Consider the following 20191-nt stretch of genomic DNA (forward strand, 5'->3'; position numbering starts at 1 on the left):
CGCGCGAGACCGAATCCGATGCCGGATCGGTCTTTTTTGCGATCGTTCGAGCCTCCGCCATACGCGATATGCACCTATCTTACTGATATCTCCCCGATTTTGCATCCTATTTTTAAAAATCCGAACCTCAAAGTAAAAATAATAATTGATTTTTTACTAAAATTAAACTAGAGTAGAGCCATCGACTGGAACCGTTTACAAATCAATGACAGGAGGAATTGCCGCACAACCCCGTTTTACCGCACCGAATCAACCTTATCCCATACCCTCTGAAGGAGGACTTTTCCCCTTGAATAGATCCGGCACTCGGCAATGGCGCAGATGGTCGATGATGACGCTCGCCCTGCTTGTATTAATTGGCGTATTGCCCCTATCCGCCCAGGCGGCGGCGAACGACGCGCAGCCCCGCTTTTACGTAGACCGCTATTATTCTGCCAGCCTCGGCAAAGAAATGACCTATCGCGTCTATCTTCCGGAAGGCTATTACAACGGCAATCAACGCTATCCGGTCGTCTACATGCTTCACGAAGAAGGCCAATCGAGCCAGGAGTTCGAGGACGACCGCATTCAGGACAGCCTCGACCAATGGACCGCCGACGGCACGATTCAGAAGATGATCGTCGTCATGCCGGATACGAGCGCGGACAGCTGGTTCGTCAATCAAAGCGGCGGACGCTGGGAAGACCTGATCGTAAACGATCTGATCCCCGTCGTCGACCAGCGCTATCCGACGATCGCCCTGCCCGCCTTCCGCGGAATCAGCGGCGTATCGATGGGCGGCTTCGGCGCCTTCGTCCTCGGCATGCGGCATCCCGAGCTGTTCGGCTCGATCGCGAGCCACATGGGCGCGCTCGACCGCACTGTGGGCGGTCTTCAACCACTCGCCCTGATGAAGGGCAAGACGGCCGCCGCCCTCAAAACCTATCAGTACTATCTGGACGGCGGCACGGACGATCCGATGACGTACGCGACGAATTCCACCAACGACATTCACGCGTACTTCCGTACGAACAATGTCACGCACGGCTACCAGACGCGTCCGGGCGGTCATGACAACTCTTACTTTTTGACCTATCTGAACCGTTCGTTCATGATGCACAGCGCGAGCTTCGCCAAAGGTCTGCTGACCGGTTCCTTCACGGCGGCGCCGCAAGCGATCAGCACGAACGACACCAAGGTCAACGTCAACTTTACCGTCAATTTGAACCGTACTTCGGTCACCCGTTCGGTGTACGAGAACCGCGCCAACAACGCGTTTAACCTGACCGTCGGCCTCAAGGTGACGGATCCGGGCAGCTCGGCCGTCCTGTACGCGGCGAATACGAGCCTCGGCAATGTCGTTCAAAACTCCAGCCAGTCGAGCTTCACCGGCTCCTTCACCCTGCCGGTCTCTGCGCTCGGCACGCTGAAAAGCACGAATTTGACGCTGGATGCCAAAATCCTGGGTACCTCTTTCACGCTCGGAACGAAGCCGCTCATCCGCGTCACGCCGACGGGCACGCTGCCTGAAGATACGCAGATCGATCTGCTCGGCGATTGGAAGTTCACGAAGGATACGTTCCCGACAGCCTCTATTAATGGAGCCGACGTGAATCTGGATACGTCCGCCTGGAGCGTCGTACAGCCCGGACTGGACTGGTGGACGGACGGATTCGGCGGCTACAGCGGCCTTAACAACTATTATGGCGCCGCTTGGTACGTGAAAAAGTTCGACGTTCCGGCAGACTTCCCGATGGACGATCTGACGCTGATGGCGGGCAAGATCGACGACGCGGACATGACCTATATCAACGGCCAATTGGTCGGCGAGACAGGCTTCAGCAACGGCACGTACACGAGCTCGTTCTGGGCCGCGTCCCGGGAGTATGCGATCCCGTCCAATCTGCTGCGCCGCGGCGAGACGAATACGATCGCCGTACGGATGTACAACCAGAACGGCGGCGGCGGCTGGTACGCCGGCCCGATCGGCATCTACACCAAGGCGGCGGCGCAAAAGATTAAAAATCTGCCGTCCAAGGTGCCTTCCGATGAGATCGTAGGCGCGGTGAAGGCGCTGGCGCAGTCCCAATTCGCCGCGATCGAGCAAAAGGACGCCAAGGCTTACTCGGCGACGCTGTCCGCCGGGTACTTTAACGGAGGCGCCGACAAGCTGGCGGCCATCGCGGAGAAGACCGCCTGGTTCGATGCGTACAAGTCGCTCAAGACGACCGTGCAAAGCCCTTATGTCTTCGAGCTGGACGGACGTTATCTTTACACGGCGCAAGTGACCGTCTCGGGTACGCTGGACGACGGCACGGAAACGACGATTCGGCAAGGCGCCGTCTCGCAATACTATGCGCTCGAGAACGGCGCGCCCAAGGAAACGGGCGATCAGAAGCTGTTCTACAAAACTTCGTTCTACTCGGAAAGCGCGCAGCGGAACGTCACGTTCCGGATTTATCTGCCGCCTTCGTATATGAGCGATCCCGACAAGCGTTATCCGTCGGTCTACCTGTTCCACCAATTCAACAGCGACAGCGAATCGTTCGAGATCGACAAGATCGATCAGATCCTGAACCAGGGCGTCGCCAACGGCTCGATGAAGGATATGATCGTCGTCATGCCCGATTCCTCCGGCACGAGCTGGTGGGTCAACGGCACCGGCCCGACCGGCGTGAAGTGGCAGGATATGGTCGTGAAGGATCTCGTGCCGTTCGTCGACGGCCACTACCGCACGATCGACGACTCGCGCTACAGAGGTACGACCGGCGTGTCGATGGGCGGCTTCGGCTCCGTCACCATCGGTCTGCTGTTCCCGAACCTTTTCTCCTCCGTCGCGAGCCACATGGGCGCGCTGAGCTACGTGCAGCAAGGTCTTGATCCGGTCGCCATCATGAAGGGATATCCGCTCGACGCCCTCAAGCGTTACGCGCTCTTCCTGGATTCCGGCAATCTGGACGTCTACAAGTTCGACGTACCGGTCAATACGCTGCATAAGTATCTGATGGAAAACGGCGTGCCGCACTATGCGGAAGTCCGCGACGGCGCGCACGACAGCGCCTTCTATACCAAGTCGATCGACCTGTCGTTCGCTCAGCACAGCCGGCATTTCTCGGCTTCGAACGCGGCGGACGGCGCACTTAACGGCAAGCTGGAGATCGTCAAGGACGGCGAGACGGTCAAAGCCGCCTATAAGGTGGCGGCGACGGATGCGATCGCCGCTTATGCGGATCATATCCCGGCCTCTCCATACCTGGTCGAAGCTGACCCGCAGCTGGATATTCCGGTCGTCATCGACATCTACGACGAGACGGGCGAGAAGGTCGCCAGCATCGGCGACAAGCTAAGCACCCGTACAGCGACCGAGCAGACCGGCGAGATCTCGCTGGCTCAGCTTGCAAAGACCGGTTCCTACAAGATCGTCTTGAAGGCGACGCTGCTGGATCGCACGTACGAGCTCGGGCAGGTGCAGTACAATCCTGGCGCCGACAACGGCGGCGGCGATAACGGCGGCGGCGATAACGGCGGCGGCGATAACAACGGCGGCAACAACGGCGGTACCGTCACCACACCGACCGATCCCGTGAAAACCGACGGAGAGACGGTCACGGCGGCGGCGTCTAACGTACAGGCCGCGATCGACGGAAAATCGGATTTGCAGCTCACCGCCAAGAACGGCAGCAAGCTGTTCATCCCTTACGAAAACCTGGTTCAATTCCAGGCGGCCGCCGGCACGGATAAAGTGAAATCGCTGATCCTGGTCATCAAGCCGATCTCTGAAGCGGATCAAGCGTCGTTCCTTCAAAAAGGCGGCGCACAGCTAGGAGGCGCGCTGCGTGCAGCGGGCGAGATCGTCGACCTGGCGCTGACTGCGCAGTTGGAAAGCGGATCGACGCTGCCGCTCGGGCAGTCTTTCTCCAAGCCGGTGAAGCTGCAGCTGAAGGTCGACCCGAATGCAGATCCGGAACTGACCGGCATCTACTACTTGGATGCGAACGGCCAAGCGCAATACATGGGCGGCAAATGGGATGCGGCTACGGGCACTGTGTCCACCGAGCTCTCCCACTTTAGCAAGTACGGCGTCATGACGCTCTCCAAAACGTTCGGCGACGTACCGGCCGGACACTGGTCGAACAGAGCGATCCAGGTGCTGTCGGCCAAACAAATCATTACAGGCATCACGGCGGATCGATTCGCTCCCGCACAGCGCATTACACGCGCCGAATTCGCGGCGCTGATCGTTCGTACGCTCGGTCTGGAGGCCGATGCAAGCGCGGCGAATCCGTTCTCCGATATCGCAGCGGGCACTTGGTACGCCGCACCTGTCTCCGCTGCCTATCAGCATGGCATCGTGAAGGGCAAGAGCGACGCGCTGTTCGCACCGAACGCTACGATCACCAGAGAAGAAATGGCCGTCATGATTTACAACGCGTTAAAAGCGTCCGGCTCGAATGCCGCGACGGACGGCGCGAACAATGCGCTGGCCGGCTTCAAGGACAACGGCGAGATCCACGCCTGGGCGAAAACGCAAATGAACGCGCTCGTGCAGCTCGGATTGATGAGCGGCAAGTCCGACACGGTCATCGCGCCGTCGCAGACGGCAACCCGCGCCGAAGCGGCGCAAATACTCTACAACTGGACAAAGTCGGCGAACGCTTAATCGCCGACTGATAAAAGAGACTCCGTTTCCCGTTGTGCCGGGAGACGGAGTCTCTTTATGTTTCGCGTGTGGGGCGGGCGCCGTTCGGGACCGATAAGTTCATTTAGGCGCGATCTCGGCCGACTCTGGCTGTCTCCGGCCGTCGATAAGGCCTTTTCAGCCCTATCTCGGTTCATTCATTCTGGCTGGATCCCGCCGACGAGAAGCTTATTTGCCCTTAATCCCCAGCGCTTGCTTGAGCTTCGTGAACACTTCCGTGTTCTCGTAAATGCCGGTGAAAAGCTGGGCGTTGCGGCCCATTGCGGTGATCGGAACGTCGACCGCCGTGTGGCCCGACGTCGTCCAGTCGACGACGAAGTTATGGTCGGAGCCCACGATTTGGAACGGTCCGTCTTCCTTGGAAATGCCGTCGCCCGACTCGTCGTCCGCGGTCGCTTCCTCGATCGAGAATCCGCCGGTCTCATGGTCCGCGAGCACGAGCACGAGCGTTTCCGGATGTTTCTTGGCGAAGTCCTTGGCGACCTGAACGGCCTGATCCAGCTGCTGGCCGGCCTTGATCGTCATCTTGGCGTTGTTCTGGTGTGCGAACTCGTCCGTGCCTTCCTCTTCTACCATCAGGAAGAAGCCTTTCTTATTGGCGGACAGCGTGTCGATCGCCTTCTTGGTCATCTCGGGCAGAGAGACGATCGGATTGTAGATGTCCCCTTCGCCCTCCGGCTTTTGCTGGAACATTTCTTCATTGGAGAACAGGCCGAGCAGCTTGCCGCCCTTCGCTTTTTGCAGATCCGTCTTGTTTGAGACGTAGCTGTAGCCGAGCGCTTTGGCTTTGTCGATCAGATTGCCTTGCGTGCCCTTGCTCTTCTCCGACGGATCCTCGGCAGGCTCGTCCTTGAACTTGCCAGGGTTGCCCGCAGGATACCAGAAGTCTTCCCCGCCGCCGAGGATGACGTCGATCTTGCTCTTGGTCAAATATTGCAGCGCGATGTCGCTCTGCTTGGAGCGGTCTTCGACGTGCGCGCCGAAGGCCGCGCCGGTAGCGTCGGTAACTTGGCTGGTCGTGACCACGCCGGTCGATTTGCCTTTATCCTTGGCGTATTCCATGATCGTCTTGACCGATTTTTTGTTGGCGTCCATGCCGATCGCGCCGTTGTAAGTTTTAACGCCGCTGGCATAGGCGGTCGCCGAGGCTGCCGAATCCGTGACCGGCACCGTGGAGCTCGTATGAATCAATCCGACGTAAGGCATGGCATCCATCGCCAGATTGCCCTTTTCGCCGACTGTCGCCAAGCGGATGGCATCGCGCTGCGCGGCGCCCATGCCGTCTCCGACGAACAAGATGACATTTTGCGTTTGAGGGGATGCAGCGTCCGCGCGGTCCTGCGTTTGAGCGGTGACGGCGCTGGCAGTCAGAATGGCTGCCGTCATCGTACCGGCCAGCGTTGCCTTAAACAATTTTTTGTCTCGAAGTTTCATCGTTTCCCCTCCACATTTAGTATACAAACCTATACTAGAATGAATTCGTTAAGCGCGTGTTTTCGGCTTATGTCCGAATTGTAAAATCGAGATGAAGTAAATTTCATTTTGCATATAACCAAGTAATCCTATAAACTTAAAATAGAGAATAGGTATTCATTTCCTTCCAAAATCGACCGACATCAAAAGTAACCAAGCAAACAGGAGGCGGTATAACGGAGAGCAGCACGGAGACGAGGACGGAGATAAAACCGTAGCGGTCGGAAGCCCACAGTGAGAGACACAGAAAAAGAGAAAAGGATTTCCCTAGGAGCGGGAGTGACCGTACATGATCAAAAAGGTGCAAAACGAAATGGTGACCGCGCTTTTTAACTTCGTCTGGATGACCGTCTGGCGCGAGAAAGGCTTTGAATTCGAATTTTCGGATCGGCACCTGGGCAGGTACCTGGCCGTCACGCCGCAGGGCGAGGCCGTAGGTACCGCGGAGATTAAGCCCTACCGTCCGGGAGAGAGCGCACTGGATTCGGTCGCGCCGTTCGAACGGCACGAACGGGTTGCAGCCGATCCGGCAAAGGTGGCCGAGATCGACAAGATCGCGCTGCTCAAGGCGCACAGAGGCGCCTACCTGTCCGAGTTGCTGACGGTGGCCGTCGGCTTCGCCCGCGCCAACGGGTATCACTATTACTTGTCTTTGCTCGAGCCGGTGTTCTACCGCGCGCTGCGTATCACGTACCGCATCCCGATGGAAAAAGCGGGCGATGCGGCGTTCTACAAGGGCGACACGGTTATCCCGGTCGTCTTCGACATGAAGGCGATGTACGAGCGGCCGGAGAATTACGACTGGTTGCGGCTTGACACCCTGGAAGACAACGAGCTTGCCGCACGCACCGAACTCGCGCTGACCAAATCCTAAACGACGAAGGCGGTCTCTATGAACGAATTGACGATATTGGATCGAAGAAACAGATTGTACGTCAAAATTTTGTGGGGCATGCTCGCCCTTGGCATCCTGGCTGACTTGAGCGCGGCGCTGCCCGTCCGGATGCTGCTGATTCTGCTGGTCGGGGGCACGGTTATGTGCGGACTCGCGACGCTGCTGACTTACAAGCGGATTTTAAGCGACTATGTCATGTATCTGGTGCCCGTTATTCTGTCCTTAATTACGCTGCTGCTCATCGTGGCGGACCCGAATCCGATCGTGAGCACGTACTTTTTGGTCTACGTCAACGTCGCGTTGATGACGCTGTATGCGAATTACAAGCCCATCCTCCTCGCGGGCGTCCTTGGCTTGGCGACGACGACTTATGTATTTCTCGATCCAAAGCTTGGAACCAACTTGTTTCCGAACGACTCACTGCTCTACTTGTACATGTATCTCATTTTCCTGACGGTCGCGCTGGCCGCATCCGCGCGGTTCGGCGAACGCCTTCAGCGGCAGATCGCGGACGAGCATCGGCAGACCGCCGTTGCCAAGGAGCTGTCCGACCGGCTGGTGCACAAGCTGGACTCCTCGATCCAGCTGCTCAGCGGCTTCAGCGCGAGCCAGAAGGAAGACGTGCAGCTCACCGGCAAGATCTCCCGCGAGGTGACCGGCGCCTTCCAGTCGATGACGTCCGAAATGGAAAACCAGAGCTACGATGTCATCGGCGTATCCCGCTCCGTACAGGAGGTTGAAGCGTTCATCTCCGAGCTGGCGGAGGGGACGCAGCGGCTGCGCGAATACTCGACCGAGACCGCGGAGCTGACGCATGCCGGGGGCGGCGAGATCTCCGCGCTGTCAGCCGAGGTAGAGGGCGTACGCGCGATTATCGGCGAGACGGTACACTGATGGAGACGCTGCACGATCAGAACGAGCGCGTCAGCTCGATCATCGTGACAATCGGCGATATCGCGAACCAGACGAACCTGCTGTCGCTGAATGCCGCGATCGAAGCGGCCAGAGCCGGCGAGCACGGCAAGGGCTTCGCGGTCGTATCCAGCGAAGTACGCAAGCTGGCTGACCACTCGCGGCAGGCGACCGGCGAGATCTCGTCCATTCTCGAGACGATCAGGTCGCAGATCGAAGCCGTCAGCCGTCAGGTGCTGCGCGGAGAATCCGCCGTCGCGGCGAGCCATGCCGCGAGTCTTCAGGTCACGCAGATCATCGCCGACATCTCTCGCAACAGCGAGCAGGTCAAGGAGCAGGCTGAGCTCGCGTACCGGTCGGCCGAGCGGGTTCGCAGCCAGTACTCGGGCATCGCCGGCAGCTCCGACCGGATCGCGGCCGCCGCGGAGCGGAATATGTCTTCGCTCGAAGAAGTAAGCGCCAGTCTGGAGAGCCAGAACGGCAAGATCGGCAGCATCGTCGACGATTACGGCCGTCTCGACAATCTCGTGTCCGAGCTCAGGCAGCTCGTCGCGCAGCAGGAAAAGACGGACGTAACAGCGGCCCCGGCGATTGCCGGCAGGCGCATCCCCGACAGCATCGCCGGATAAGCAGGCATACAAAAGACAGCTCGATCGGGCCGCCAAGGCCGCGAGCTGTCTTTTTCTGCAATCCAGACGATTCAGGTCAGTTCGAGGACATCAGACGCTGCAGGGTCGGATCGTCGAACAATCCGGCGACCGTGAACGACACGCAGGGCAGCCTGTCCGACGTTACCGTGTCTTCGCCTTCGTAAACGCAGTTCAATTCGTAGCGCTCGCCCGACAGCAAATGCTGCTCCAGGGTCTGGGCGACCGGATCCAGGATCCAATACTCCGACACGCCGTGGCGTTCGTAAATTCGCAGCTTGCGGACCCGGTCCCGATGACGAGAGCCGGGCGACAAAATCTCGACGACGAGGTCCGGCGGACCTTCGATGCCCCGCTTGGTTACAATGTTGGCGCGTTCCGGATGAATGAAGATCAGGTCGGGCTGTACCACGTTCGTAGGACTGAGAATGACATCAAGCGGCGCATATAAAATGAGATATTCGGGTTTGCAACTGCCTGCCATCGTCGATTGTAAATTAAAACTCAAAATCTGATGCGGGATGTTCGGTCCCGGCGACATCAGCTCCAGCGAGCCGTCCAGCACTTCGTAGCGCAGGCCGTCGTCCGGCATCGCGGCATAAATGTCGTAGGTAACCTGCTGCTCGCCGACCCGCTCCTCCGGTCGCTTCTTTTTATCCATCCCGCATCCTCCTGACAGAAAAGCCCCGTCAAAGCGACACGGTTCGTGTTCGGCTCTGACGGGGCGCTTCCCCGTTTCATTCATTAATTCAATTATGTACAAAAATGGAAGAGCTGTCAACGATCAAAATGGACGCTGCCGTTTACAGCGAAGCTGAAGCTTGCTTGAGCAAATCCGCCACTTCTTCCTTGTCGACGTCCTGCGACTTCCCGATCTTGATCGTCTTGCGCTCGGGCGGACCGCTCCAGGCGCCTTCGGGAAACGCGATGCCCTCGGCGTTAAAAATGGTGTAGCTCACCGCGTCCTTGGATGTCGAGATGACGGCGGCATACTTGCCGTTTTTTAAGTAATGCGGCTTTTTGTACTGCATGCGCTCGATTGCGTCCGGAATCGTCTGCAGGGTGAGCTCCCGCAGCGCCTGGCAGCGCTCGGCTTGCCAGGGTTCTTTGAGGTCGGCGATGAATTGCGTGATTTCAGGGTTCATGTTTTTAGCTCCTTTTAAGTTGTTTTTCGTGCTAATTGTTTGCGTTTAACCGTGCAAGCTCCTTAAAGCGCCGAGCTGATCGCGCAGGTCGGCTTCGATCGGACTCGAGCCGCCGGCAACCTGCACCCCGACCGTCTCGCGGAGCCGCCGCAGCTCGATCCCGCCTTCCCCGAAGCCGTAAGGGTCGGGCATCCCTGCAGCCCAGGCGTATGCCTCCCGTTCCGATTCGGCTTCAAGCAGCATGTAGCCTGCGACCTGCCCTTCCGAGCCGTCGAACGGCCCGGCCGTTATCGCCGGCAGACTGCCCGTCTCGGGATAGGCCAGCCGGAGCCCTTCGGCGCTCGGCAGCAGGGTCGCCGACTCGATCAGGACGCCCGCCTCCCTCATCTCCCGGCTGTAGGCCGCGAACGCGGCGGCCCGGTCGTCCGCCGGCTCGATCCCGGCTTCGAAGCGCGCGTTCGCCTTGATCAGGATCATGAATCGCATGCGCGCATCCCTCCTTGTTTATATCCATCAAGCTCAAGCGAACTCAAGCAAGGAAAAACGACTTCAGCACCGGCGCGAGCGCGTCCATCGATACATTGTGATTTTGACCCGGGAGCAGGCGGGACTCCCCATGAGGCACGGCCAGGCCTACCTGCCGCACCGCCTCCCGGAGCGCAGCCGGGCTCTTGGCCCCGCCGACCGCCAGCGTCGTAAAGTTTGAGGCGAGGAGGCGAGCCAGCTTCTGCAAGCCCGGAAACGTTCTGTAGCTGAACGCGCCCCCGACCAAAATCACCGCCGGCCCTTGGCCGATCGTATCGTAAGCGATCCGCGTTCCCTCTTTGGATACGGCATAGGCCGCCTGGTTCAAGTCGCTTTTCGTCAAATTCCATTCCCCGCTTCTTATTTTCGCAGCTTTTCGTCCGAACTTATCGACGTCAAACGCACGCTCACAGCTCTCCGTCCGCATCTCCGGCACTTCGCTCCGCGCATTCCGCCGCGCGCCTGCGCATCAGCGCCTGCTCCGGCAAGTTCTGCGTCATGGAGGCAGCCCGTTCGAATGCCGCACGCGCCTCCTCCATGCGCCCGAGCTTCGCGAGCAGATCCCCGCGTACGCTCGGCAGCAAGTAGTAGTCCTTTAGGGCGGGCTCTTCCGCCAACCGGTCGACGATCTGCAGCCCGACCGCAGGTCCGAACGCCATCGCGATCGCGACGGCGCGGTTCAGCTCGACGATCGGCGAAGGCGCCGCCCGCGAGAGCGCCTCATAGAGCGCGGCGATCCGTGCCCAGTCGGTGTCGCCGGCAGTCGGCGCCTGCGCATGGCAGGCGGCGATCGCGGCCTGCAGCGCGTACGGCCCGAGCGGACGGCCCAAGCTCCGCGCGCGCTCGAGCGCGGCCAATCCGCGGCGGATCAGGAGCCTGTCCCACAGCGCGCGATTCTGGTCCATAAGCAGAATCGGCTCGCCGGACGGACCTATGCGCGTCTTGAAGCGCGACGACTGGATCTCCATCAGGGCGACCAAGCCGAGAACCTCGGGCTCCCGCGGCACGACCTCCGCCAGCATCCGGCCGAGACGCAGCGCTTCCTGACAGAGCATCGGCCGGATCCAGCTCCCGCCCGCCGTGGCCGAGTATCCCTCGTTGTACATGAGGTAGACGACCTCAAGCACCGAAGAGAGGCGCTCCTCAAGCTCGCGGCCCTCGGGCACGTCCAGCTTCACGCGCGACGCGCCGAGCGTCTTCTTCGCCCGGACGATCCGCTGCGCGACGGTCGGCTCGGGGACGAGATACGCGTGCGCGATCTCCTCCGTCGTCAGGCCGCCCAGCAGCCGCAAGGTCAGCGCGACGCGCGCTTCCCGCGACAGCGACGGGTGGCAGGTCGCGAAAATGAGGCGAAGAAGCTCGTCGCCGATCTCGCCCGTCGCCGCCTCCACGTCGTCCTCCGTATAGAGCGCGCCGGCGCGGCCGTACTCCTCGTATTTGCGGTCGCGCAGCTTGTTTCTCCGCAGTACATCGATCGCCCGGCGCTTCGCCGTCGTCATGAGCCAGGCCCCCGGGTTGTCCGGGATGCCCGTCTCCGGCCACCGTTCTAGCGCGATCAAGAGCGCGTCCTGCGCCAGGTCCTCCGCAAGGCCGACATCGCGCACCATCGTCGCCAGGCGCGCGATCAGCTTGGCCGATTCGATGCGCCAGACGGCGTCGATCGCGCGATGCGCGGCCCGGTCGCTCATGTCCGGCGCGGCCCTTCAAGCTGCTCGCGCAGCGCCTGCTCTTTAGCCAGCATTTCCGGATCCTGCGTCAAGTCCGTCATGTCGAAGATCTGGCGAAGCTCGATCTGGCCTTGCCCGTACCCGTGCGGATCCGGCATGCGGAGCGCCCACTCGACCGCTTCTTCCTTGGACTTCACCTCAATCATCGTAAATCCCGCGATAATCTCCTTCGCCTCGGTGAACGGTCCGTCCGTAATCTTTGGTTTACCGCCCGGCTCCGGATAAGAGATTCGAATGCCTCCCGAGGTAGGATGAAGTCCGTCTGCGGCTACCAAGACGCCTGCCTTGGCGAGCTCCTCATTGTACCGCTGCATCGCCGCCACCAGCTCTTCGCTAGGCATAACGCCCGCTTCCGAATCCGACGTGCCTTTGACGATCATCATAAACCGCATGTTTTTTCCTCCTTTGGATAGGAACCGCAGCCTTTTTCGACTGTCGCTCCTTCGCTTTCATATACACGACGAACGCCAGACGACCGGATCGACACCGTCCGCAAATTTTTTTCGCCAAATCATACCACGCGCTTCCCTTTTGATACAGCCTCAGCCGGCACGATCGACATGTTTATAATTTTACCGCGAGGAGTGATATAATTGTAGAAACGAGCACCAGGTCAGACGTACAATCGAGCGAGAATCGGAGGAGAGCGCATGGCCGACCGCACCAGGCTTGACCGCAAGCGTCACGTTTCCCTGAAGGATTTCGACCCCGGCGATACGGGCGATATCGAGAGCAAGGAACAGGTGGAAGCGGAGATCGAGGATCTTCGCGACAGACTGCAGGAAGCGCAGGAAAAGCTGTATGCAAGCCGATCGAACGGCGTACTGATCGTGTTCCAGGGGATGGACTGCAGCGGCAAGGACGGCACGGTGAAAAAGGTGTTGTCCGCGCTTAATCCGCAAGGCTATCGCGCCGAGAGCTTCAAGACGCCGACCTCGGAGGAAGCCTCCCACGACTTCTTGTGGCGAACCCACAAGCTGATTCCGCAAAAGGGATACATCGCCTCCTTTAACCGCTCTTATTACGAAGAAGTGCTGATCACCCGCGTTCATGGCATTATCGACAAAAAAGAGACGGCGCGCCGCCTCGAACATATTAAAAACTTTGAAAAGCTGCTGGCGGACAGCGGCGTGCTGGTCATCAAGATTTTCCTTCACATCTCCAAAGAATTTCAGCTGGAAAAGCTGCACGACCGGCTGACCCGGCCCGAGAAGCTGTGGAAGTTCGATCCGAGCGATCTGAAGGAACGGCAGCATTGGGATGCGTACGTCCGCGCCTACGAAGATGTCTTCGAGGCGACCGGCACGAAGCGCAATCCGTGGTATATCGTCCCTGCGGACAAGCGCTGGTACCGCGATTATCGCGTGCTGAAAATCATTACGGAGGCGTTCGAGTCGTTGGATCTCGCTTATCCGAAGATCGACATCGAGCGTTTCGGAGAACTGGATCTGGACGCAGAGACGCGTGCCAAACTGGCGGCGGCCAAGCGCAAGGAAGCCAAGGGCCACGCCGAGGACGAGCGGCAGAAATCCGCTGATTCCGCCGATAAGGATGAGAATGAGGAAGCTGCGGATGACCAGGCGGCTGAGACTGGCGGAGAAACTGCGGAGGACGAAGTTGCGGAGGCTGGCGGCGACGCTGCGGGTAGCGACGCTGGCAGTGACGCTGCGGATGACGGGCTTTCGGAGGCTGGCGGCGACGCTGCGAATCGCGAGGATGCTGCGGAAAGCGAGACGGCGCAAGTCGGCGTGGAAGCTGCCGATGGCAAGCCGGCGGCTGGCGCAGCGGTAGCTGCCGTCAAGCCGGCGAGAGGTCGCAGGAAGGCGGCGGCTGGACAACTGGCCGATGAAGGCGGAGCAGCCGGCGAAGGCAAGCCGGCGAGAGGGCGCAGGAAGGCGGCGGACGGCGAGACATTAAATGTCGGCCTCGATTCCGCTGCGGATGAAAAACCCGCGGCGGTTGCCGCCGGAGGAACCGGAAGCGACAAGCCGGCGAGGGGGCGCAGGAAGGCGGCGGACGGCAAGGCATTAAATGTCGGCCTCGAAGCCGCTGCGGATGCCAAGCCGGCGGAAGCTGTCGAGAAAGCCGCTGCGCCCGCTGCCCGAAAGACGGCCGGAAGGCCGCGGGCTACGCGGAAGACGGATACGACCGAAGCGACCGTACCGGCTACTTCCGCAGAAGCCCCTGGCGAGCCGAACCAGCCCAAGCAGCCGGGCAGACGCGGGCGGAAGCCAAAAGACAGCTAGTTAGCGTTGAGATCGTTTAACCCAAAGAACCTGCCGAGAGTGAGGGCGGGTTCTTTGGGTTTTCTGCGTAATTGGGGGATACGACGCGTGTCGCCTCTCGTAGTGCAGGCGATTGGCCGGGGCCGGACCTCTGAGCCCGCATCGCCTTTCGTAGTGCAGGGGATTGGTCTCGAGAGGCCCCGCGAACCCGTATCGCCTCTCCTAGTGCAGGCGATTGGTCTCGAGAGGCCCCGCGAACCCGTATCGCCTCTCCTAGTGCAGGCGATTGGTCTCGGGAGGCCCCGCGAACCCGTATCGCCTCTCCTAGTGCAGGGGATTGGTCTCGAGAGGCCCCGCGAACCCGTATCGCCTCTCCTAGTGCAGGCGATTGGTCTCGGGAGGCCCCGCGAACCCGCATCGCCTCTCCTTGTGCAGGCGATTGGTCTCGGGAGGCCCCGCGAATCCGCATCGCCTCTCCTAGTGCAGGCGACTGGCCCCCTCTCCGCGCAAATACAGACAACCCCTTCGACGGACAAGCCTCCGAAAATAAAGTTCGCCCACCGCTTGTCCCCCCTGTTATTTCCAGTTCCAACTTGGTGAAGTATCAGTATTCAGCTGGCGCGGCCAGCGAAAAAAACAGCATGGAGGCGATTGCGATGCTTACACCAGTCGTTGGAACGTTTAGAAATGAACAGGACGTCATTGGCGCGATCGAAGCGTTGAAAGCGGCAGGCTGGAGCAAGGACGATATCTCCGTTGTCAGCCATAAACGCGAAGCTGTCCATCACGTGGACACGGTCACAGGCACGAACAGCGCGGAAGGCATGGTTACGGGCGGCGTAGCGGGCGCCTTTCTCGGCGGAACCGCGGGACTCCTCGCCACGGCCGGCCTGCTGTTCATTCCGGGTCTCGGTCCGCTGCTCGCGGCCGGACCGATCGCGACGGTCATTGCGGGCGCAGCTGTCGGCGGAAGCACGGGCACGCTCATCGGCGGTCTCGTCGGTCTCGGAATCCCGGACCGCGAGGCGGAGATCTACAAGACATTGGTCGAGCAGGACCATCTGCTCGTCATCGTGAAGACCGGTGCCGAGAACCGCTCGCATGTGGAGAGCATTTTCCAGGCATTCGGCGCCATAGAGCCGCGCTCCAACGCCGTCTCGTTCGAGCAGCCTCCGCTGCCGGATGCCGTGCCTGAGCCTGCCGACGAAATGCGCGTCTATATTAGCGCCAAAGATGGCGAAGTGCAGACGCCCGTGAAGGAATTCGTCATTCCCCACGAATCCCGGGAGGTGTGACCGATGCGCGGCAAAAGCGCGGCGCTGGCTTCCGTCTCCCTGTCCGTCTTCGTCCTCTACGCCGTCAAGACGATGAAGAAGACGATGGCGACCCTCGATGAAGCCAACCGCACGCTGGTCGACGTCAAGACATCCGCCCTCCAGGCCACGCACGAGGCGACTGCATTAATTCATACCGTTAACCGTACCGTTAAGGACGTTAAGGGACGCATCAATACCGTCGATCCGCTGCTCGAGACGACGCACGAAGTAGGCGACGTGCTGCACACGATCGCTCACTCGGTAAAGGAAGCGCTGAGTCCGGGCGAGAAAGAAAGCACAGCCACCGCCATCGATACCGAAGCTCGTTCGCAAGGCATCGCTGTTCGTATCGGGGACCAGCCGGTCAGGCAAGCGGGCGCCAGCCGGCCGACCCTTTATCATAAATAGCGATATGTTCCGTGCAGAACGAACGCTCCGTGATGATATCGTACAAATTGGTAGTATATCGTCTACATGAGCTTAAAAATGTGAAGCTGGACACGCGGTTATGACTCCCCGTTTGCGGACGATTGGCGGCTGGCGGCTAGCGGTTCGTGATTGGCGGTTGGTTAAAGGTTAGGCTGCGAACGATGGCGGATCACGCTTTGGTCGCCGCGACCAAGAGGAACATCGGGCGGCGCACCTCGTCCGCCCAATCGGGATGCTGAGTGAGCATGTCGGACGTCGGCTTGAGCTCGGACAATCGATCCGCGCGGAAGCCTGCTTCAATCAGGGGATTCAGGTAGCCGGCGACGGTCCGGTGGTACTTCACGACGTCGTGCCCCAGAAATTTCGCAAGCCGTCGCCCTTCCTCGTGATAGCGGTCGAGCGGCCAGTGCAGCTTTTCCCCGTCCGGACCGTAATGCCAATCCTGCGCCTCCAAGGCCGTAAAAGTCGGATGCTCGACTGTAAACACGAAGACTCCGCCCGTCGACAGACTGCGGTGCACGCCCCGGCAGATCTCGCCGAAGTCCGCCACGTAGTGGAGCGCCAGCGAGCTGAGCACGACGTCGAACGCGCCTTCCGCGAATTCAACGTCCTCGATTCCGCTCTGCACATAAGAGATTGCGGAGTCGTCGGTCATCTCCCGCGCCCGCGCCAGCATCTTTTCCGACAGATCGACGCCGATGACGGATCGCGCCCCCTGCTCCCGCGCGTACCTGCAGTGCCAGCCGTAGCCGCAGCCGAGGTCCAGAACACGCTTGTCCGCCAGCTCCGGAAGCATCGACCGAAGCTCCATCCACTCTCCTGCCGCCTCCAAGCCGCCGACAGATCTCGGCATCCGGCTGTAATTTTCAAAAAAACCGTCATCGTCGTATTTATTTTCTTTCATCCAACTCACGCTCCTCGTTCATCAGCAGTCTTCGCCATTCTCTCAGTATAGCGATCGGGCGACAAGTTGAGGCCGTTTCCGCCAATAAAACGTAAAAAGCCCTTGCCTCCCGCTGCAAGCAGGAGAGACAAGGGCTCTCGTTTAAATGTGTTGGGCGGCCCGTCTGCGGCAGCCTTCGGCAACATGATGACGCGAAGATTCGGCTCAGATCAGCCCCGCCGCTCGCCCCGTCCGGGCCAGCACGTCCAGCGCGAAGTCCAGATCCTCCCGCGTATGGGAAGCCGTCACGATCAGTCTGACTCTCCCCTTGTCCATCGCCACGGTCGGGTAGACGATGCCCTGTGCATAGACGCCTTCGGCGAGCAGCGCGTCGGAGAACCACATCGTGTCCGCAGGCGATCCTACGATGATCGGAATGATCGGCGTCTCGCTCATACCCGTGTCGAAGCCGAGGGCGAGCAGCTTCTCCCGGCAATAATTCGCGTTGCTCCACAGCCGCTCGATCAGCTCCGGGCTGCGCCCGAGCACCCTCACCGCGGCCAAGCACGAGGCTGCGACGGCCGGCGTCTGCGACGTGCTGAACAAGAACGAGCGCGCTTTGTGGATCAAATAATCCTTGAGCAGCGCGGAGCCCGCCATGTAGCCGCCCGATACGCCGATCGCCTTGGACAGCGTGCCGACCTGGATATGCACACGGCCGTGCAAGCCAAAGTGATCGGTCGAGCCTTTGCCGTTGCGTCCGAGGACGCCGCTGGCATGCGCATCGTCGACGTAAACGACCGCGTCGTACCGCTCCGCGAGTTCGACGATGGCCGGCAGCGGCGCGATGTCGCCGTCCATGCTGAACACGCCGTCGGTGACGACGACGCGGGCGCGGTAGGATGCACTCTCCTTGAGCGCCTGCTCCAGCTGGTCGAGATTCTTGTGCGCGTATACTTTGCGGCTCGCCTTGGTCAGCCGGATGCCGTCGATGATGCTGGCATGGTTGAGCTCGTCGCTGATAACGACGTCGTCCGGCCCCAGGATCGACCCGAGGATGCCCTGGTTCGTCGTGAACCCGGATTGGAATACCAGCGTTGCCTCCGTGCCTTTAAACGCGGCCAGCGCACGTTCGAGCTCTCCGTGAATGTCGAGCGTGCCGGCGATCGTACGGACGGAGCCGCTGCCGACGCCGTATTTTTCGATCGCTTCGATCGCGGCGCGCTTCAGCTCCGGATGCGCGGTCAAGCCCAGGTAGTTATTGGAGGACATCTGCAGCACCCGGCGTCCGCCGAGCGTCATCCAGCTGCCCGATCCGCCCTCCCATTCCGTCAGCGGCCGATACCGGCCGTCGGTCCGGAGCTGCTCGAGCTCCTTCGATAAAAAGTCCAGGTTTGCCATCGTTGATTCGTCGACTCCTTCCGTCGTTCGCTTCTATGATTAACTATGCGTAAATACGACCTTGCCGCAATTGCCCGACTTCACCAGCTCGAACGCCTCTTCATAGCGATCCAGCGTAAATGTATGCGTGACCAGCCCATCCAGCCGCAGCGTCCCCGAATCGAGCAGCCCCTTCATTTGGTACCACGTTTCGTACATGCGGCGGCCGGTAATGCCGTGAACGCTGATGCCTTTGAAAATCAGATGACGCGCCAGATCGAGCGGCACGTCGTCCGTCGGGATGCCGAGCAGCGAGATGCGGCCCGCATTCGCAGCCGCCTCGAACCCGCCGCGGATGGCCGCCGGGTGGCCGGACATCTCGAGCACGACCTCGGCGCCTTCGCCGTCCGTGAGCCCGCGGATCGCCTCGGCCATGGGCGTCTCTGCGCTGTTGACGAGCGCATCGGCGCCCATGCGCCTGGCCATCTCCAGCCGGTTGGCGCGGACGTCGACGGCGATGATCTTGCCCGCGCCGCACGCGCGCGCCACCGCGATCGCCATCAAGCCGATGGCGCCCGTGCCGATGACGGCAACGGATCTGCCGACGATATCGCCGGCGAGGACGGTCTGCACGGCGTTGCCGAGCGGATCCTGCAAGCACGCGAGCTCGAACGGCATCTCAGTCCGATTGTGAATGACATTGCTGGCCGGCAGCACCGCATATTTGGCGAAGCACCCCGGCGCCGAGATGCCGAAGCTGCGCGTGTTGGCGCAGACATGCCCGTTCCCCGTCCGGCAAGCTTTACAGTGGCCGCATACGATGTGCCCTTCGCCCGAGACGCGGTCCCCGACCTTGACGTTGGTGACCCGCTCTCCGACCGCCTCGACGACGCCGGCGAATTCGTGCCCGAAAACGTTCGGCGTGACGACAGCGCTCTCAGCCCAGGCATCCCAATTGTAAATATGAATATCCGTTCCGCAGATGGAAGACGCCTTCACTTGGACCAAGATTTCCTCCGGCCCGGGGACAGGTACCGGAACCTCCAAAAGCGCCGCGCCCGGCCCCCGGTTCGCTTTCACCAGGCCAAGCATCGTTTTCTCCCGCATGGTCATCACCCTCGTATCGAGTTAAATTCGCTATGTACAACATATTATACAATTGTATTATATATTGCACAATGAAATTATATGGGGTTTATATTCAGCATGCGTCCGGTATAATGGAGAGAAAATAACGGGACTTAGGTGGATACGATGGACGCGATTCATAAGAAAGTCGGCAAGAACCTGCAAGCCGTTCGCAAATCGCGCGGCCTCAGCCTGGATCAGGTAGCCGAGCTGACGGGCGTCAGCAAGGCGATGATCGGCCAGATCGAGCGAGGCGACTCCAATCCGACGATCTCCGTGCTGTGGAAAATCGTCAACGGCTTAAAAATTTCGTTTACGTCGCTCATTGAAGAAACGAAAGCGGAAGTCACGGTCGTCGACATTGGCGAGATTGAGCCGTTCTTAGAAGAAGACGGCGCTTACCGCTCGTTCCCGATGTTCCCCTACGACCAGCGCAAGGGCTTCGAGATTTACGCGGTCCGCATGGATCCGGGCTGCAGCCACGAATCGGAGCCGCACAACGAAGAGGTCGAGGAATATATCGTCGTGACGGACGGCTCGCTCGACGTCGAGGTCGGCGGCGAGACGTACGCGATCGGTGCGGGCAACGCCGTTCGCTTCCCTGCGGACCAGCCGCACGCCTACCGGAACAATACGGACCGGGTCGTTACCTATATTACGCTCATTCATTATCCTTCGTGATGCACGCCCGCGTTGTTCTGTCGCCGTAATGCCTGCAAATAAAGTCAATTTCATAATTCAAACCCCTTGCTACGACTGACTTTTTTGGCGCACCAAAGAGGAGTACCTCCCCACATTCTCGAAATTAAGGTTAGCCAACCAAAACGA

General features: G+C 60.1%; 18 protein-coding genes. 8 read left to right on the forward strand and 10 right to left on the reverse strand.

Going from position 1 to position 20191, the window contains the following annotated elements; all coding sequences use genetic code 11:
* Nucleotides 1–289: 289 nt before the first annotated feature.
* Nucleotides 290–4639: an alpha/beta hydrolase-fold protein gene (locus ACFSR7_RS05610; protein ID WP_378159553.1), complete on the forward strand. Its 4350-nt coding sequence runs from the start codon at nucleotides 290–292 to the stop codon at nucleotides 4637–4639.
* A 207-nt stretch (nucleotides 4640–4846) separates the two neighbouring features.
* Here the strand turns inward: ACFSR7_RS05610 and ACFSR7_RS05615 are convergent, their stop codons facing one another.
* Entirely contained in the window at nucleotides 4847–6064 is a 1218-nt protein-coding gene (locus ACFSR7_RS05615; protein WP_483862650.1) for an alkaline phosphatase, read from the reverse strand.
* Nucleotides 6065–6440: 376 nt separating this feature from the next.
* Here ACFSR7_RS05615 and ACFSR7_RS05620 point away from each other — a divergent pair, with 376 nt between their 5' ends.
* The 3 genes from ACFSR7_RS05620 to ACFSR7_RS05630 are packed head-to-tail and all read left to right on the forward strand — an operon-like array spanning nucleotide 6441 to nucleotide 8587.
* Nucleotides 6441–7025 (forward strand): GNAT family N-acetyltransferase, encoded by a 585-nt coding sequence (locus tag ACFSR7_RS05620; RefSeq protein ID WP_378159555.1) that lies wholly within the window; start codon nucleotides 6441–6443, stop codon nucleotides 7023–7025.
* Nucleotides 7026–7043: 18 nt separating this feature from the next.
* Entirely contained in the window at nucleotides 7044–7940 is an 897-nt protein-coding gene (locus tag ACFSR7_RS05625) for a hypothetical protein (RefSeq protein WP_378159556.1), read from the forward strand.
* Nucleotides 7940–8587 (forward strand): methyl-accepting chemotaxis protein, encoded by a 648-nt coding sequence (locus tag ACFSR7_RS05630; RefSeq protein ID WP_378159557.1) that lies wholly within the window; start codon nucleotides 7940–7942, stop codon nucleotides 8585–8587. The genes ACFSR7_RS05625 and ACFSR7_RS05630 overlap by 1 nt, the downstream gene beginning before the upstream one ends.
* 76 nt (nucleotides 8588–8663) lie before the next feature.
* On the opposite strand, the gene ACFSR7_RS05635 is transcribed toward ACFSR7_RS05630, so the two are convergent.
* From ACFSR7_RS05635 to ACFSR7_RS05660, 6 genes are all read right to left on the reverse strand, one after another.
* A complete protein-coding gene (locus tag ACFSR7_RS05635) occupies nucleotides 8664–9266 on the reverse strand; it encodes a Uma2 family endonuclease (protein WP_378159558.1) in 603 nt (200 codons plus the stop codon).
* A 142-nt stretch (nucleotides 9267–9408) separates the two neighbouring features.
* Nucleotides 9409–9750, reverse strand: a complete 342-nt coding sequence (locus tag ACFSR7_RS05640) for a DUF1801 domain-containing protein (RefSeq protein WP_378159559.1) — start codon at nucleotides 9748–9750, stop codon at nucleotides 9409–9411.
* Nucleotides 9751–9795: 45 nt separating this feature from the next.
* Entirely contained in the window at nucleotides 9796–10236 is a 441-nt protein-coding gene (locus tag ACFSR7_RS05645; protein WP_378159560.1) for a YciI family protein, read from the reverse strand.
* Nucleotides 10237–10279: 43 nt separating this feature from the next.
* Nucleotides 10280–10618, reverse strand: a complete 339-nt coding sequence (locus ACFSR7_RS05650; RefSeq protein WP_378159561.1) for a hypothetical protein — start codon at nucleotides 10616–10618, stop codon at nucleotides 10280–10282.
* A 64-nt stretch (nucleotides 10619–10682) separates the two neighbouring features.
* Nucleotides 10683–11963 carry an RNA polymerase sigma factor gene (locus tag ACFSR7_RS05655; RefSeq protein WP_378159562.1) on the reverse strand — a complete coding sequence of 427 codons (1281 nt, stop codon included), beginning with the start codon at nucleotides 11961–11963 and terminating at the stop codon, nucleotides 10683–10685.
* The gene (locus tag ACFSR7_RS05660) at nucleotides 11960–12394 is read right to left on the reverse strand and encodes a YciI family protein (protein ID WP_378159563.1); all 435 of its coding nucleotides are present in this window, start codon (nucleotides 12392–12394) and stop codon (nucleotides 11960–11962) included. Before ACFSR7_RS05660 ends, ACFSR7_RS05655 begins: the two co-directional genes overlap by 4 nt.
* 258 nt (nucleotides 12395–12652) lie before the next feature.
* Here ACFSR7_RS05660 and ACFSR7_RS05665 point away from each other — a divergent pair, with 258 nt between their 5' ends.
* From ACFSR7_RS05665 to ACFSR7_RS05675, 3 genes are all read left to right on the forward strand, one after another.
* The gene (locus ACFSR7_RS05665) at nucleotides 12653–14248 is read left to right on the forward strand and encodes a PPK2 family polyphosphate kinase (RefSeq protein ID WP_378159564.1); all 1596 of its coding nucleotides are present in this window, start codon (nucleotides 12653–12655) and stop codon (nucleotides 14246–14248) included.
* A gap of 635 nt (nucleotides 14249–14883) precedes the next feature.
* Nucleotides 14884–15522: a general stress protein gene (locus ACFSR7_RS05670; RefSeq protein ID WP_378159565.1), complete on the forward strand. Its 639-nt coding sequence runs from the start codon at nucleotides 14884–14886 to the stop codon at nucleotides 15520–15522.
* Nucleotides 15523–15525: 3 nt separating this feature from the next.
* The gene (locus ACFSR7_RS05675; protein WP_378159566.1) at nucleotides 15526–15951 is read left to right on the forward strand and encodes a DUF948 domain-containing protein; all 426 of its coding nucleotides are present in this window, start codon (nucleotides 15526–15528) and stop codon (nucleotides 15949–15951) included.
* Between the two features lie 190 nt (nucleotides 15952–16141).
* Here the strand turns inward: ACFSR7_RS05675 and ACFSR7_RS05680 are convergent, their stop codons facing one another.
* From ACFSR7_RS05680 to tdh, 3 genes are all read right to left on the reverse strand, one after another.
* A complete protein-coding gene (locus tag ACFSR7_RS05680; protein WP_378159567.1) occupies nucleotides 16142–16876 on the reverse strand; it encodes a class I SAM-dependent methyltransferase in 735 nt (244 codons plus the stop codon).
* A gap of 204 nt (nucleotides 16877–17080) precedes the next feature.
* Complete coding sequence (locus tag ACFSR7_RS05685) at nucleotides 17081–18256, reverse strand: glycine C-acetyltransferase (RefSeq protein ID WP_378159568.1); 1176 nt, start codon at nucleotides 18254–18256, stop codon at nucleotides 17081–17083.
* Between the two features lie 39 nt (nucleotides 18257–18295).
* Nucleotides 18296–19342, reverse strand: coding sequence for an L-threonine 3-dehydrogenase (tdh, locus tag ACFSR7_RS05690; protein WP_378159569.1), 1047 nt, complete (start codon nucleotides 19340–19342; stop codon nucleotides 18296–18298).
* A gap of 147 nt (nucleotides 19343–19489) precedes the next feature.
* Here tdh and ACFSR7_RS05695 point away from each other — a divergent pair, with 147 nt between their 5' ends.
* Nucleotides 19490–20044 (forward strand): helix-turn-helix domain-containing protein, encoded by a 555-nt coding sequence (locus ACFSR7_RS05695; protein WP_378159570.1) that lies wholly within the window; start codon nucleotides 19490–19492, stop codon nucleotides 20042–20044.
* The last annotated feature ends 147 nt before the right edge of the window (nucleotides 20045–20191 follow it).

The organism is Cohnella sp. GCM10020058, assembly GCF_042683485.1.
Lineage (GTDB): Bacteria > Bacillota > Bacilli > Paenibacillales > Paenibacillaceae > Cohnella.